Raw genomic sequence first — 13,394 nt, 5'->3', positions numbered from 1 at the left:
TGCAAGTATTAGGTGAACAATTTATGATGAATAGAAAGATTACATAATAAAAGGTGAAGTTATGAACGAACTACAACTATCAAAACGTTTAGAAGAAGTCGTAAAATGTATTCCGTCAAATTCGATCATTGCAGATATAGGGTCTGATCACGCCTATTTGCCATGCTATGCATATTTACAAGGTTTCATTAAAAAAGCTGTAGCAGGTGAAATTACGGATGGGCCCTTTCAGTCCGCTGTTCAGCAAGTAAAAAGGGTAGGACTGGAACATATTATTGATGTTCGAAAAGGAGACGGTCTTGAGGTTGTTTCCCCAAATGAAGTGAACTGTGTAATCATCGCCGGTATGGGCGGAACGTTGATTCGCAAGATTTTAGAACAAGGAAAAGAGAAATTAGCGGGAGTCAAAAGGCTTATACTTCAGCCTAATATCGGAGCAAAAACTGTTCGACAATGGTTAATTGAATATTCATGGGAAATCAAAGAAGAGAAAATTTTAGAAGAGGACGGAAGAATATACGAAATTATTGCAGCAGAGCCGGGGGATGCTTTAAAGCCTTACGGTGAAAAGAGAGAAGCGGGATTGTTGCTTGGCCCTATGCTAATGCGCGAGAGGAATGAGGCCTTCGTTAAAAAATGGACTCATGAATTGAATCACTGGAAAAGAGTCATTGCTCAATTAGAAAAAACAGAAGAGAACCGCGAAAATAAAGCGAGAAAAGAAGAACTGCAGCAGGCTGTTGCCATTATCGAGGAGGTGTTGGCCCATGAGTAAGGTGCCAAATGGTTATGAGGTGATTCAATTGTTTGAATCGTTTGCTCCTAAAAGCTTGGCGATGGAAGGGGATAAAATTGGCCTTCAGGTGGGGACATTAAATAAACGGATCCATAGGGTCATGATTACGTTGGATGTGCTGGAAGAAGTAGTGGACGAAGCGATATCTCAAAAGGTCGATTTAATTATCGCCCATCATCCCCCGATTTTTCATCCGCTTAAGCAAATTGTAACAGATCAGCCACCTGGACGATTATTTGAAAAATGTATTAAACATGACATTGCTGTATACGCCGCTCATACAAACCTGGATGTGGCAATTGGCGGAGTCAATGATTTACTGGCTGAGGCCTTAGATCTGAAAGATACAGACATACTCGCTCCAACAACAACTGTTAAACTGAAAAAGCTAGTCGTGTTCGTTCCGAGTACTCATGCAGAAAAGGTCAGGGATGCTGTTAGTCGGGCCGGGGCAGGCCATATTGGAAATTACAGCCACTGCACTTTTAATGTTCAAGGGACAGGAACCTTCTTGCCGTTAGAGGGAACAAACCCTTTCATCGGCCAAAAAGGGCGGTTGGAGCATGTCGATGAAGTTCGTCTTGAAACCATTTTTCCTGAGACAATCGAGCGTAAAGTGATCAACGTTTTATTGAAAAACCACCCTTATGAGGAAGTTGCCTATGACATTTATCCTTTGGATAATGAAGGGGCAGTGCACGGGTTGGGGAGAGTCGGAAGGCTTGAAAAAGAAATGACACTGAAAGAATTTGCCGAACATGTTAAAACGGCTCTAGACGTGAAGGCGGTAAGAGTCGTAGGAAACCTGGAGGAAAAAGTCAAGAAGGTAGCTGTGTTGGGCGGTGATGGAAACAAATATATTACAAGTGCGAAATTTAAAGGTGCAGATGTATATGTAACCGGAGATTTATATTTCCATGTTGCGCACGATGCGATGATGATGGGACTGAATGTCATTGATCCTGGCCATCATGTGGAGAAAGTGATGATAAAAGGTGTAACAAATGTTTTATCGAAGATGTGTGATGAGAATAAATTCAATTGTGAAATTCTTTCTTCTAAAGTGGATACCAATCCTTTTACATTTGTATAAAGGAAATTTCCATCAGTGGGGGCCTACTACTCGTTAATGCGGGATAAATAAACGAGAAAGGATGTCCAGAGGGCCTGATTTTCAAGCTTTCTGGACATCCTTTTGTTCATTTTCCATTCTATCTGCAGCTTACGAAAGGGACCCTCTTTAAGATTTTGGGGTCTTTACTTTTGGTAAAATTTTTGAAAGAGGTACATTTCGTTCAAGTTTCCATGTTGATGGATCGTTTGGATCGAACTGCTCCAAAAAGGCTATGACTTCTTTCGTAATAGGGGTTGGGGTAGAAGCCCCAGCAGTCACTGCCACCTTTTTGGCATCTTTAATCCATTCGATTCTCAATTCGGAGATGTCTGAAATTCGGTAAGCTTTTGTTCCAGCGATTTGTTCGGATACTTGGGCAAGGCGGTTTGAGTTGTTGCTTTTTGGATCTCCGACTACGATGGTCACGTCTGCTTCTTTTGCTTGTTCGGCAACAGCCTCTTGCCTTACTTGTGTGGCAAGGCAAATTTCCTTGTGAATTTCAACGTGCGGATATTTCTCCCGCACTTTTTCCATGATGTCCGCAACATCCCATTGACTCATGGTCGTTTGATTTGTCACAATAATTTTTTCACTCTTAATATCAAGAGCTCCTACATCATGAATCGTTTCTACTAAGTGAACGATATCAGGAGCGATGCCGACTGCACCCTCGGGCTCTGGATGACCTTTTTTCCCGATATAAATCACTTCATATCCTTCAGCTTGTTTTTCTCGAATCAAATCATGGGTTTTCGTCACATCAGGGCATGTAGCATCAATGGTAACAAGCCCTTTTTCTTTTGCACGTTTTTTCACTTCGGGTGATACCCCGTGGGCTGTAAAGATGACAGTTCCGCTGTCGATTTTCTCTAAAATTTCAAGACGATTGGCGCCATCTAACGTGATGATGCCATCTTCAACGAAGGCATCTGTCACATGTTTATTATGAACAATCATTCCAAGAATGTAGATGGGTCTAGGAAGGGATTTATCTAAAGCAGCGTTGCGTGCAATGACCATTGCATCGACGACACCGTAACAATATCCACGCGGTGCGATTTTAATAACTTCCATTTTCGAATCCTCCTTACAAATAGGAAACATGACTCTCCCTATTATATAAGAGAGGAAGTGAACTTGTCGAGAAGCGCCTTCTTTGAAAAAACCTTTTCGACAAGAGGAGCAGATATTTGAACTGTCCCCGATTGGTGTATGAAACTTTAATGATGCTTAAATATAAAGCTTCGGTTTGGAAGCGCCTTTTGCGGGTTTTTCAATAAATTCGGCTTCTAGGGCATCTAGTTCGTCTATGTGATTAGAGTCCTCTTTATTTGCTTTATTACTCGTTGACCGGGTTTTGTCTTTACTGTCTGATGCGTTAGTATTGTCTTCACTTATATCATCACTTTTTAAAGCTTGATAAATTTTGAACATAGCCGGGATGTTTTTAATCATTGGTCCGTACTGCTGAACCATCGGTCCCACTGACTCGGCGGCTTTCAATACTTTTTGAACATTTGTCATCATCGAACTGAGGGAAGCAGGATTAGCGGCATTTTGAAGGTTTCCTAATATGGAACCCATAGCTGAAGCATTAGTTGTATTGGGAACAGAGCGAGCTCCCCTACCTAAGATGCGGGATAAAAGCCCTCCTGGGGGACGGTTCATCATCGCTTGATTTGGGAAAAATGAATGTGCAGGGAAATTTCGAGATGGCATGGGTGGAAATGGTCGTCTTGGCAACAAAGAGATACACCTCCTTTAATAAGAGTATTCATCTATACTATATGCGCTTGACGAAATAAAGGAGATTTGTTTTATCCCTAAGAATAAGTAGTCAGAGACTGAAAAATCCATTATAATCATATATTGTGCTTATATTCAGGTCGTGCTAAATAACAGTAAAGGAGAAAAAAATGGATACGACAAAATTTGAACGTTTTAATTTTCAGCCGTTTATCATAGAAGCGATTAAAGAACTAGGATTTTACGAACCGACCGAAATTCAAGAACGGTTGATCCCGGCTCTTCTCAGAGGCGAGAGTGCCATTGGACAATCACAGACAGGGACAGGGAAAACGCATGCTTACTTATTACCGCTTATTGAAAATATTGAGCCGGAAAGAGAAGAAGTGCAGGTGGTGATCACAGCGCCGACCCGTGAATTGGCGAATCAAATTCATCATGAAGTGTTGAAAATCACTAAGTTTTGTGAAGAAGGCAAACAAATCACAGCAAAATGCTTGATTGGGGGAACGGATAAACAGAAAGCAATTGAAAAGTTAAAAACACAGCCTCAAATTGTAGTGGGAACGCCGGGAAGAATTCATGATTTAGCTAAAGAACAAGCATTACATATTCACACGGCCACTTCCCTTGTAGTGGATGAAGCGGATTTGATGCTAGATATGGGGTTCCTTGAGGATGTAGACCGCATTGCCGGTTCCATGCCTGAAAATCTTCAGATACTAGTCTTTTCTGCCACCATTCCAGAAAAACTGAAACCGTTCCTAAAAAAATATTTAGAAAACCCTAAATACACGCATGTTGCTCCCAAACAAGTGACAGCTGCAAAGATTGAACATGTCCTTGTTCCGCTTCGTCATCGCGATAAAATAAAGTTACTGCATGATATGTTAGTGTCCTATAATCCATACTTAGCCATCGTGTTTACAAATACGAAGAAAATGGCAGAAGAGGTAGCGGATGCGTTAACGGCAAAAGGATTGCGTGTTGGAAGAATCCACGGAGATTTAACACCGCGTGAGCGTAAAAAGATGATGAAACAAATTAAAAATCTTGAGTATCAATACGTGGTAGCCACAGATTTAGCGGCACGAGGCATTGATATTGAGGGAATCAGTCATGTCGTTAACTATGAAATTCCTTCAGATTTAGACTTTTACATCCATCGAGTCGGCCGTACTGCTCGTGCAGGCCATTCAGGGATTGCCGCTACCATTTATGAACTGCGGGATGAAGATGCGATCGTGAAGTTAGAGAAAATGGGAATTGAATTTAGTAACAAAGACCTCCAAGGCAATGAATGGATTGATATTGAGGATCGAAATCGCCGAAAGAAACGTCAAAAACAGGTGGATGAGATTGAGGTTCACGCAAGAAAGTATATTCAGAAACCGAAAAAGGTGAAGCCTGGTTACAAGAAAAAGCGTCAAGAAGAAATTCAAAAGTTCGCTAAAAAACAAAGACGCACAAAGAAAAAATAAACAAGACAATTCATTAGGACCCTTCATGAGAAATCCGGTAAAATCAAGGATTTTAATGACGGGTCTTTTTGTAGACTCCGCCAAAGGAAAGGTTGATTCTTTATAGTTGCCTCATTCGTGAGAATAAGGCAGCATCTTTTTTGAATGAGAAAGAAAAGGTATGATAAGATAGGCTGTATGCAAGTTTAATAGACAGAGGTGTGCTATGTTAAAAATTGGTTCTCATGTATCAATGAGTGGTAAAAAAATGTTGCTGGCAGCTAGTGAAGAAGCTGTTTCCTATGGAGCGAATACGTTTATGGTTTATACTGGTGCTCCGCAAAATACAAGACGCAAAAAAATTGAAGAGCTCAACATCGAAGCTGGTCTTCAACATATGAAAGAGCATGGAATCGAAGACATCGTTGTCCATGCTCCTTATATTATCAATATCGGAAATACAACAAATCCGGCAACCTTTGAATTGGGTGTACAGTTTTTACGTTCGGAAATTGAGCGTACAGCAGCAATTGGAGCGAAACAAATTGTCTTGCATCCAGGTGCCCATGTTGGAGCGGGAGCGGAAGTTGGCATTAAGAAAATTATTGAAGGTTTAAATGAGGTATTGGTGCCTGAACAGACTGTACAAATTGCACTTGAAACAATGGCTGGAAAAGGCTCTGAATGCGGAAGAAGCTTTGAGGAAATTGCCATGATTATGGACGGTGTAAAATATAACGATAAATTGTCCGTTTGCTTTGATACATGTCATACCCATGATGCAGGATACGATATTGTCAACGATTTCGATGGAGTATTAAATGAATTTGACAAAGTTGTCGGCATAGATCGCATTAAAGTATTACACATTAATGACAGTAAAAATGAGCGGGGCGCGAAAAAAGACCGCCATGAAAATATCGGATTCGGCCACATCGGATTTAAGGCGTTAAACTACATTGTTCATCATCCGTCCCTAAGCGATATACCCAAGATTTTAGAGACCCCTTATGTAGGAGAAGATAAAAATAAGAAAAAGCCCCCATATAAGCTGGAAATTGAAATGCTCCATTCTCAAACCTTTGACCCTCAGCTGCAAGAAAAATTAATGGGAAGTTAAGAAAGAGTGGAATTTCACCTTATATGAAGCTGGCTTGAAAACATAAGGAACATGTTTTCAGGCCAGCTTCTGCTTATTACTTCATAAGTTCTTGAAGTAATTGTTGTACCTTTTTGGCTGTTTGAACATTGGTTACACGGGCAATTTTTTTAATTAGTTCGTGTCGCTCTTTTTCGTTATAAATATCGATCGGCTTTTCTTTAATAATGGAAATAAGATGTTGTGCTTGTGCTTCCACTAAGGAGATATTATATTCTTTACTGTATTTCAGTAGTTCTTTTATCGTTAAATGATTGATTTTATGATTTACGATCTGCTGAAAAATTTTCATGGTTCTCCCTCCTTATCATATCGTTATAATGTATGGGATGAACGGGAAAGAGGTGCAACGGCGGAATGAGAAAATGAAATTTCTCCCATTTTAGATTATATTGCTCCGGATTCATGATCTTTCATTAATTTTGCCGCGCTCGTTATCATTTTAAATTTATCGTTCATGTAAAGGCGCTATACTGATGCTGAGAAAGAAGTTATTTATGCCGTGGCCCGCTATCCATTAAAACATCCTGCTGTTTACAGCGAGTGTTTTATAGTTATTTACAGTTTACAAAAGGCATTTTAATGATGTATACTACAATAATGGTTAAATCGTAATGATTCTTAAAGAAGTTTGGTGATAAAGATGATAGAAGAGCAAAATGTGATTGAAATCAAAGATCTCTTTTTTCAATATGATCGACAAGCGGTATTAGAGGATATTAATTTAATGATCCCAAAAGGGGCTTTTTTAGGATTGGTTGGTCCAAACGGTTCCGGCAAATCCACGCTTATTAAGTGTATATTGGGACTTCAAAAGCCATATCGCGGCACAATCCGTCTGTTTGGCCAAGATATTCAAAAATTTAAAGACTGGAACAAAATCGGTTTTGTTTCCCAAAAGGCAAACAGCTTTAATACCGGATTTCCAGCCACAGTATTTGAAGTGGTCTCTACAGGATTAACATCGAAGTTAGGATTGTTTCGTTTTATGAAATCCCATCATAAACAAAAGGTGCTCGATGCAATTGCAGCTGTAGGAATGAGTGAATTCGTCCATCGTAACATCGGAGAATTGTCAGGAGGGCAGCAGCAACGTGTTTTTATCGCTCGTGCCTTGGTCAGTGAACCCGAGTTGTTGATTTTAGATGAGCCCACTGTCGGAGTAGATGCCCAAAATGTTCAAAACTTCTATAAACTTTTAGAGTCCTTGAACAAGGAGCATGGCATCACCTTATTATTAGTTACACACGATACGGGGACGATTACGGAAAAAGTAACACATGTGGCCTGCCTGAACAAACATTTGCATTTCCATGGGGAAGCAGCGGAATTCAATTATTTGTGTGAGCATGATTTATCCTTATTTTACGGACATCACGTTCATGTCTTGAATCATGACCATCAACATGGGGGTCAGCGAGCATGATAGAGAGTATTTTTCAGTTTGAGTTTTTGCAAAATGCGTTTTTAACTGGAATTTTAATTGGATTGCTTGCCCCGCTTTTAGGGGTCTTTATTGTGGTGCGTCGCTTATCGCTTATTGCTGATGCTTTGAGCCATGTTACATTAGCGGGCATTTCCGCGAGTCTGCTGCTCGAGAAAAAGTTCGGACTGTTTCAGGGATTAAACCCGCTATATCTTGGCATGACATTTTCCGTTTTAGGATCGTTATTTATTGAAAAGCTTCGTGGAGTGTATAAACATTATCAGGAGCTTGCCATTCCGATTATCTTGTCAGGAGGAATCGGAATCAGCGTCATTTTTATTTCATTAGCGGATGGCTTTAATACAGATTTGTTCAATTATTTATTTGGCAGTGTGAGTGCTGTAAGCAGATCTGATCTATGGACTATTGCATTTATTGCTGTTGTTGTGGTTGCTCTTGTTATATCCTTTTATAAAGAATTATTTATTTTGTCTTTTGATGAGGAGCACGCAGCGGCATCCGGCGTAAAAGCAAAATGGATTCACTTCTTATTTATTATAATGGTCGCTTTAGTTATTGCTGCATCCATGAGGATTGTTGGTATTTTATTGGTTTCTTCCTTGATGACATTGCCTGTGGCGTCAAGCATTCGACTGGCAAACGGTTTTAAACAAACGATTTTTTTATCTGTTTTATTTGGTGAAATAGCAGTTATAGGAGGATTGTTTTTATCTTATTATTTGGACCTGGCACCAGGTGGAGTTATTGTTGTCATTGCAGTATTGATTTTAATAGGATCAATCCTTCTCAATAAAGGACGGAGGAGGAGCAATAGATGAACATAAGCCAAGCTCTTGAATTATTAAAGCAGGAAGGATATAAATATACCGGAAAGCGTGAAGAAATGCTGACCCTTTTTTCTAGATTCAATAAATATTTAACAGCAAAAGATGTATTGGAACACATGAAAAAAGACTATCCGGGATTGAGCTTTGATACGATCTATCGCAATTTATCATTGTTTGTGGATCTCGGTATCCTTGAAATGACGGAGTTGTCGGGAGAGAAACATTTCCGGTTTAAATGCGCGACCTTACATCATCATCATCATTTTATTTGTCTTGATTGCGGAAAAACGAAAGAGATTGAGACTTGTCCAATGGAGCATTTAGCAGACGATTTAAAAGGATTTGATGTGACGGGCCATAAATTTGAAATATACGGCAAGTGTAATGAATGCCAATAAAAAAACTCGCCAACAGGCGAGTTTTTTTATTGGGTTCGATGATTGAACCAGTGGTCAATCCATTGTTTAGCTTCCATCCAATCATAAACGCGAACGACATTTTTAGGAACAGGCAGACGGTTATAAGGAGTATCAAATAAGATAACCGGGATGTCACACTCTTCGCTGATATCACATGCATTATCATGCTTATCTTCAAAAAACACGTCGATATTATGCTTCTTAACGGTTTCAATTTTATCGTGTGACCCGACTAAATCAATGTGATGAAAATGAATATTATTCAATTGAAACCAGCTTTGGGTAATATCCAATAAGTGTTTATGACGGGCACTTATATAAATCAATTCATGCTGATGCTTCCACTCGTTCAATACTTTTTGAGCGTTTTGAGCCAATGGAGCATTTGCATAAATGTTTGCTTCATTCTCGGTGAACCATTTTGCCAGCTCTTGTTCAGTTACTTTGACAGCGGGAACAAGATCATATTCCTTAATATCATCTAACGTCAAGTTAAGCCCGAATGATTGGTTTAAATAAGGGATAAAAGTAGTGGGACATGTTACTGTTCCATCAATATCAATACCGAATTTTTTCTGCAATGCTTACAACTCCTTCATACAATGGTGCTATATGTAGTGTACCATAAGAAGAGCGAACCGCTGATAAAGAAAACATTAACAACTATAATTGTCTTATTTTTTCGGATACTATAAATGCTCCTTATAAAGTTCACTTTTACTCGGTGGGCCCCTTATCGGGTGTTAGTTGAACTTATCAGGTTCTTACGAGCAAGTTATCCTTGGCGTATAATGGGAAACTTACTGCCCGTTAGAACGGGATAAAGAAAGCGAGGGATAAGCATTGGACAACAAAGAATACCATAGAAGAGCATACGAAGATCTATATGAATCAGATTTTATGGAAGAAACGGCCGCTGAAGTAGCCGCTCCAGTTCCTGCAAGAGGAGAACGTATAGAGAGAAACCGCACTGATCATGAGCGGGAAGGAGCCGGAGAGGGAAGAGGCTACGGAATTTTAGCCTTGGTTCTATCCATTCTTTCACTATTCTTTATGCCGGTATTATTAGGCGCTGCAGGTGTTATCTTAGGCTTTATCGCACGCAGAAGAGGAGCAAATTCATTAGGGGCATGGGCGATTGGTATCGGGATCGTTTCCATTGTTATCGGAGTATTTATCCTGCCGTTTTTCTAACGGATAAAGGATAGGACATAAAAGCGGATGAATTAGATTCATCCGCTGTTCAATGTATTATGCATTTTGTTCGGCCGCTTGTTTCGCATAATATTCTTCTGCAATTTTGTCGACTTCTTTTTTGAGTTCTTCAACCATTGTTTCCTCAGGAATTTTACGAACGATTTCTCCTTTACGGAATAATAATCCTTCACCGCGCGCTCCTGCAATTCCGATATCTGCTTCACGTGCCTCACCAGGGCCGTTTACCGCACAACCAAGTACAGCGACTTTAATCGGAGCTTTAATTTTTGAAATATATTCTTCTACTTCATTGGCAATGCTAATTAAATCAATCTCAATGCGTCCGCAAGTAGGACAAGAAATTAACGTAGCAGCATTTGAAGATAGGCCGAATACTTTTAAAAGTTCACGAGCTACTTTTACTTCTTCAACAGGATCAGCACTTAGCGAAATGCGAAGTGTATTGCCAATCCCTTTAGAAAGGATGGCACCAAGCCCGGCTGCGCTCTTAATCGTACCTGCAAACAGTGTACCTGATTCTGTAATTCCAAGGTGAAGCGGATAATCAAATGCCATTGCAGCTTTTTCATACGCTTCAATGGCCAGGTTTACATCTGAAGCTTTCATCGAAACGATAATATCATGGAAATTTAAATCCTCTAAAATTTTAATATGGTGAAGGGCACTTTCCACCATACCGTCAGCAGTAGGATATCCATATTTTCCCAGTATGCGCTTTTCAAGAGACCCCGCGTTGACTCCTATGCGAATTGGAATTCCACGCTCTTTAGCAGCATTTACGACTGCTTCCACTTTTTCACGGCGACCGATATTCCCCGGATTGATACGAATTTTATCGATTCCGCCCTCAATAGCTTTTAAGGCAAGTTTGTAATCAAAATGAATATCCGCCACAAGCGGAATGTTGATGCGCTTTTTGATCTCGGAAATGGCATTCGCTGCACGTTCATCTGGAACGGCCACGCGAACAATTTGGCAGCCTGCTTCTTCCAGACGCTTGATTTCCGCAACGGTCGCTTCTACATCATGTGTTTTGGTCGTTGTCATACTTTGAATGACTAACTCGTTATTACCGCCGATTGTTAAATTACCGACTTTAACAGGGCGGGTTTTAGTACGATGTATAATTTCACTCACGTGTTAATCTCTCCTTTAAATAAGATCCAACTCGTACAGAAAAGACTTATTCAATAAATAGAATAACGCTTTATCGAGAAAATAACTAGTAGAAAAAATTGAATGCCCCCCTATTGTACCAATCACATCAAATTTTTGACAAGGAATATGATGGGGCGGATGACTCAAAAGGTATAAAAGGCGTACCATTTGAGTCATTCGCCTGAAAGGACCCGACAAGAGAAATCCATAAAACCAAAAATTTTTCTGTCCGTTCCATTCAGTAAAAACGTGGCTCGATGTCTATTTTAAGCGTATGGGAAGGCTCGATGATTATGTCCTCTTATACAGGGGGAACTTATACTCTTTGCCGATTTGGATGCTCTGTGGGGACATTCCTTTGTTCAACGTTTTAAAGTCTTTTACGACTTTCTCAATGGAAACGGGAACGGAATCTTGGGCAAGCTGTTCAACGATTGATAAGACTGTATCGCCTGCTTTCACTTTGACAGTTAAGTATAAAACGTCAGATTGGGAATTCTTTTCCCGGAAGGATTCCTTAGTAGGTTTCGTATTGACCGCTACGGCTTTATCGTGTGGAAGAGTCCCATATCTAATATCGTATTGGACAACATATATAACAAAGATCATGACCATTAAAAAACCTAATCTTTTCATAGTCTCCCCCCAGAAATAGCTCCTTTATGACTGAGCATGTTTTATCATTCTTCAACTTTTTGGTGCTGACGTGTCGTTTTTCTTGATGTTGGCGTTAAACGGAAAGGCGCAATGCGAGAGACAAAGAAGTCTTTGTAATATGTATGCTTGTCCGCAAAAAAATATGAAGGGATAGAGGATAAGAAAAATGAAGGAAAAATATATCGTTATTACATTGGGGTTACTCCCGTTTATTATGGTACTTGGAAATTCAATGCTCATTCCTATCTTGCCGACCATTCAGCAGGCCTTACAGTTAACAAATTTTGAGATAGGGCTTGTCTTAAGCAGCTTTTCAGTCTCTGCTGCCGTTCTGATTCCCCTTGTCGGAGTGCTGTCAGATCAATATGGGAGAAAAGGACTGATCATTACTTCAATGATTCTGTTTATTGGAGGAAGTATGGCGGCGATTATCAGCGGGTTTTTACCTAATGAAAGAAGCAGTTTTTATTTATTGCTAATGGGGCGAATCGTCCAGGGGGTGGGGGCAGCCGGAACGACTCCATTGGCAATGGCGCTTGCAGGAGATTTATTTCAACAGGAAAAAAGAAGCAAAGTGCTTGGCATTCTGGAAGTGTACAACGGTATCGGGAAAGTAATAGCGCCAATAATTGGAGCAACAGCTGCCCTTTTTGCCTGGTACAGCGCTTTTTATGTTTATCCTCTTGTCGCTGCTCTTATTTTATATGGAATACTGCGGTACGTAGGGAAAAGTGAGACAGCGCGCAATACCGTTTCGATTAGAGACTATATCCATAAGCTGAAGGTTGTACTGCAAAGAGAAAAAGCATGGTTGTCTCCTTTGTTTTTTACCGGGGGATTAGGTCTTTTTTTATTATTCGGGACGCTTTATTATCTCTCTTTTTTAATTGAAGAGACGTATCATATTGATGGATTTTTTAAAGGCACTGCCTTTGCTTTTCCATTAGGTGCTATGACGATTGCATCGTATTGGACGGGCAGGGAAATTAAAAATAATCGTCAATTCATGACCAAACTTTTATTAATCGGCCTGCTTCTTGTTAGTATATCCTTTGCATTGCTTATCTTTAAGCACGATTTGTCTTCTTTAATGTTTTTAACAACCATTGCTTTTGGGGGATTGGGATTTGTGCTGCCATGTGCCAATATGATGAGCACATCTGTTGTTAAGGATGAAGAAAGAGGATTTGTTGTGTCCCTATATGGAACTGTTCGTTTTATCGGAGTCGCGTTGGGACCAATCGTATTTGGAGAGTGGATGGTGGAGGTGACCCAGATGTTTGTTTATTGTTTTTTGTTAATCCTTTTTGCTTCTATTTGGCTGTTTACAAAAATGGACATGATGAAAGTCATAAAAATGGGAATGAGTAAGCTTTAAAAAAAGACAAATTTA

General features: G+C 39.9%; 15 protein-coding genes. 9 read left to right on the top strand and 6 right to left on the bottom strand.

The window, feature by feature from the left end; translation table 11 throughout:
* The first annotated feature begins 61 nt into the window (after positions 1-61).
* The gene (locus ACFOU2_RS05255; protein WP_377912874.1) at positions 62-775 is read left to right on the top strand and encodes a tRNA (adenine(22)-N(1))-methyltransferase; all 714 of its coding nucleotides are present in this window, start codon (positions 62-64) and stop codon (positions 773-775) included.
* Positions 768-1,889, top strand: coding sequence for a Nif3-like dinuclear metal center hexameric protein (locus ACFOU2_RS05250; RefSeq protein ID WP_377912872.1), 1,122 nt, complete (start codon positions 768-770; stop codon positions 1,887-1,889). Before ACFOU2_RS05255 ends, ACFOU2_RS05250 begins: the two co-directional genes overlap by 8 nt.
* Before the next feature lie 147 nt (positions 1,890-2,036).
* Here ACFOU2_RS05250 and ACFOU2_RS05245 read toward each other — a convergent pair whose 3' ends face one another.
* Positions 2,037-2,984 (bottom strand): 4-hydroxy-3-methylbut-2-enyl diphosphate reductase, encoded by a 948-nt coding sequence (locus ACFOU2_RS05245; protein ID WP_377912870.1) that lies wholly within the window; start codon positions 2,982-2,984, stop codon positions 2,037-2,039.
* A gap of 156 nt (positions 2,985-3,140) precedes the next feature.
* Positions 3,141-3,656 (bottom strand): VrrA/YqfQ family protein, encoded by a 516-nt coding sequence (gene vrrA / locus ACFOU2_RS05240; RefSeq protein WP_377912868.1) that lies wholly within the window; start codon positions 3,654-3,656, stop codon positions 3,141-3,143.
* A gap of 170 nt (positions 3,657-3,826) precedes the next feature.
* Here vrrA and ACFOU2_RS05235 point away from each other — a divergent pair, with 170 nt between their 5' ends.
* Both ACFOU2_RS05235 and ACFOU2_RS05230 read left to right on the top strand, forming a co-directional pair.
* Entirely contained in the window at positions 3,827-5,137 is a 1,311-nt protein-coding gene (locus tag ACFOU2_RS05235; protein WP_377912866.1) for a DEAD/DEAH box helicase, read from the top strand.
* A gap of 205 nt (positions 5,138-5,342) precedes the next feature.
* Complete coding sequence (locus tag ACFOU2_RS05230) at positions 5,343-6,236, top strand: deoxyribonuclease IV (protein WP_377912864.1); 894 nt, start codon at positions 5,343-5,345, stop codon at positions 6,234-6,236.
* Between the two features lie 76 nt (positions 6,237-6,312).
* Here the strand turns inward: ACFOU2_RS05230 and ACFOU2_RS05225 are convergent, their stop codons facing one another.
* Positions 6,313-6,567: a DUF2624 domain-containing protein gene (locus tag ACFOU2_RS05225; protein ID WP_377912862.1), complete on the bottom strand. Its 255-nt coding sequence runs from the start codon at positions 6,565-6,567 to the stop codon at positions 6,313-6,315.
* A 351-nt stretch (positions 6,568-6,918) separates the two neighbouring features.
* Between ACFOU2_RS05225 and ACFOU2_RS05220 the strand changes: the two genes are divergently transcribed.
* Genes ACFOU2_RS05220 through ACFOU2_RS05210 form a run of 3 tightly spaced genes read left to right on the top strand, consistent with a single transcriptional unit; the run spans position 6,919 to position 8,947 of the window.
* Positions 6,919-7,701 (top strand): metal ABC transporter ATP-binding protein, encoded by a 783-nt coding sequence (locus ACFOU2_RS05220; RefSeq protein ID WP_377912858.1) that lies wholly within the window; start codon positions 6,919-6,921, stop codon positions 7,699-7,701.
* Complete coding sequence (locus ACFOU2_RS05215) at positions 7,698-8,540, top strand: metal ABC transporter permease (RefSeq protein ID WP_377912856.1); 843 nt, start codon at positions 7,698-7,700, stop codon at positions 8,538-8,540. The genes ACFOU2_RS05220 and ACFOU2_RS05215 overlap by 4 nt, the downstream gene beginning before the upstream one ends.
* Complete coding sequence (locus ACFOU2_RS05210) at positions 8,537-8,947, top strand: Fur family transcriptional regulator (protein WP_377912854.1); 411 nt, start codon at positions 8,537-8,539, stop codon at positions 8,945-8,947. The genes ACFOU2_RS05215 and ACFOU2_RS05210 overlap by 4 nt, the downstream gene beginning before the upstream one ends.
* A 26-nt stretch (positions 8,948-8,973) precedes the next feature.
* Here ACFOU2_RS05210 and ACFOU2_RS05205 read toward each other — a convergent pair whose 3' ends face one another.
* A complete protein-coding gene (locus ACFOU2_RS05205) occupies positions 8,974-9,549 on the bottom strand; it encodes a hypothetical protein (protein ID WP_377912852.1) in 576 nt (191 codons plus the stop codon).
* A gap of 319 nt (positions 9,550-9,868) precedes the next feature.
* Between ACFOU2_RS05205 and ACFOU2_RS05200 the strand changes: the two genes are divergently transcribed.
* Positions 9,869-10,162 (top strand): DUF4190 domain-containing protein, encoded by a 294-nt coding sequence (locus tag ACFOU2_RS05200; protein ID WP_377913592.1) that lies wholly within the window; start codon positions 9,869-9,871, stop codon positions 10,160-10,162.
* Positions 10,163-10,219: 57 nt separating this feature from the next.
* Here the strand turns inward: ACFOU2_RS05200 and ispG are convergent, their stop codons facing one another.
* Positions 10,220-11,314, bottom strand: coding sequence for a flavodoxin-dependent (E)-4-hydroxy-3-methylbut-2-enyl-diphosphate synthase (ispG, locus tag ACFOU2_RS05195; RefSeq protein ID WP_377913590.1), 1,095 nt, complete (start codon positions 11,312-11,314; stop codon positions 10,220-10,222).
* A 321-nt stretch (positions 11,315-11,635) separates the two neighbouring features.
* Complete coding sequence (locus tag ACFOU2_RS05190; RefSeq protein ID WP_377912850.1) at positions 11,636-11,980, bottom strand: hypothetical protein; 345 nt, start codon at positions 11,978-11,980, stop codon at positions 11,636-11,638.
* A 187-nt stretch (positions 11,981-12,167) separates the two neighbouring features.
* On the opposite strand from ACFOU2_RS05190, the gene ACFOU2_RS05185 reads away from it, so the two are divergent.
* Entirely contained in the window at positions 12,168-13,379 is a 1,212-nt protein-coding gene (locus ACFOU2_RS05185) for an MFS transporter (protein WP_377912848.1), read from the top strand.
* The last annotated feature ends 15 nt before the right edge of the window (positions 13,380-13,394 follow it).

Origin of the sequence: Bacillus songklensis (assembly GCF_042649685.1) — a bacterium.
In the GTDB taxonomy this organism is placed as follows: Bacteria; Bacillota; Bacilli; order Bacillales; family Bacillaceae_H; genus Bacillus_BA; species Bacillus_BA songklensis.
This window is presented reverse-complemented; position numbering and strand designations above follow the sequence as displayed.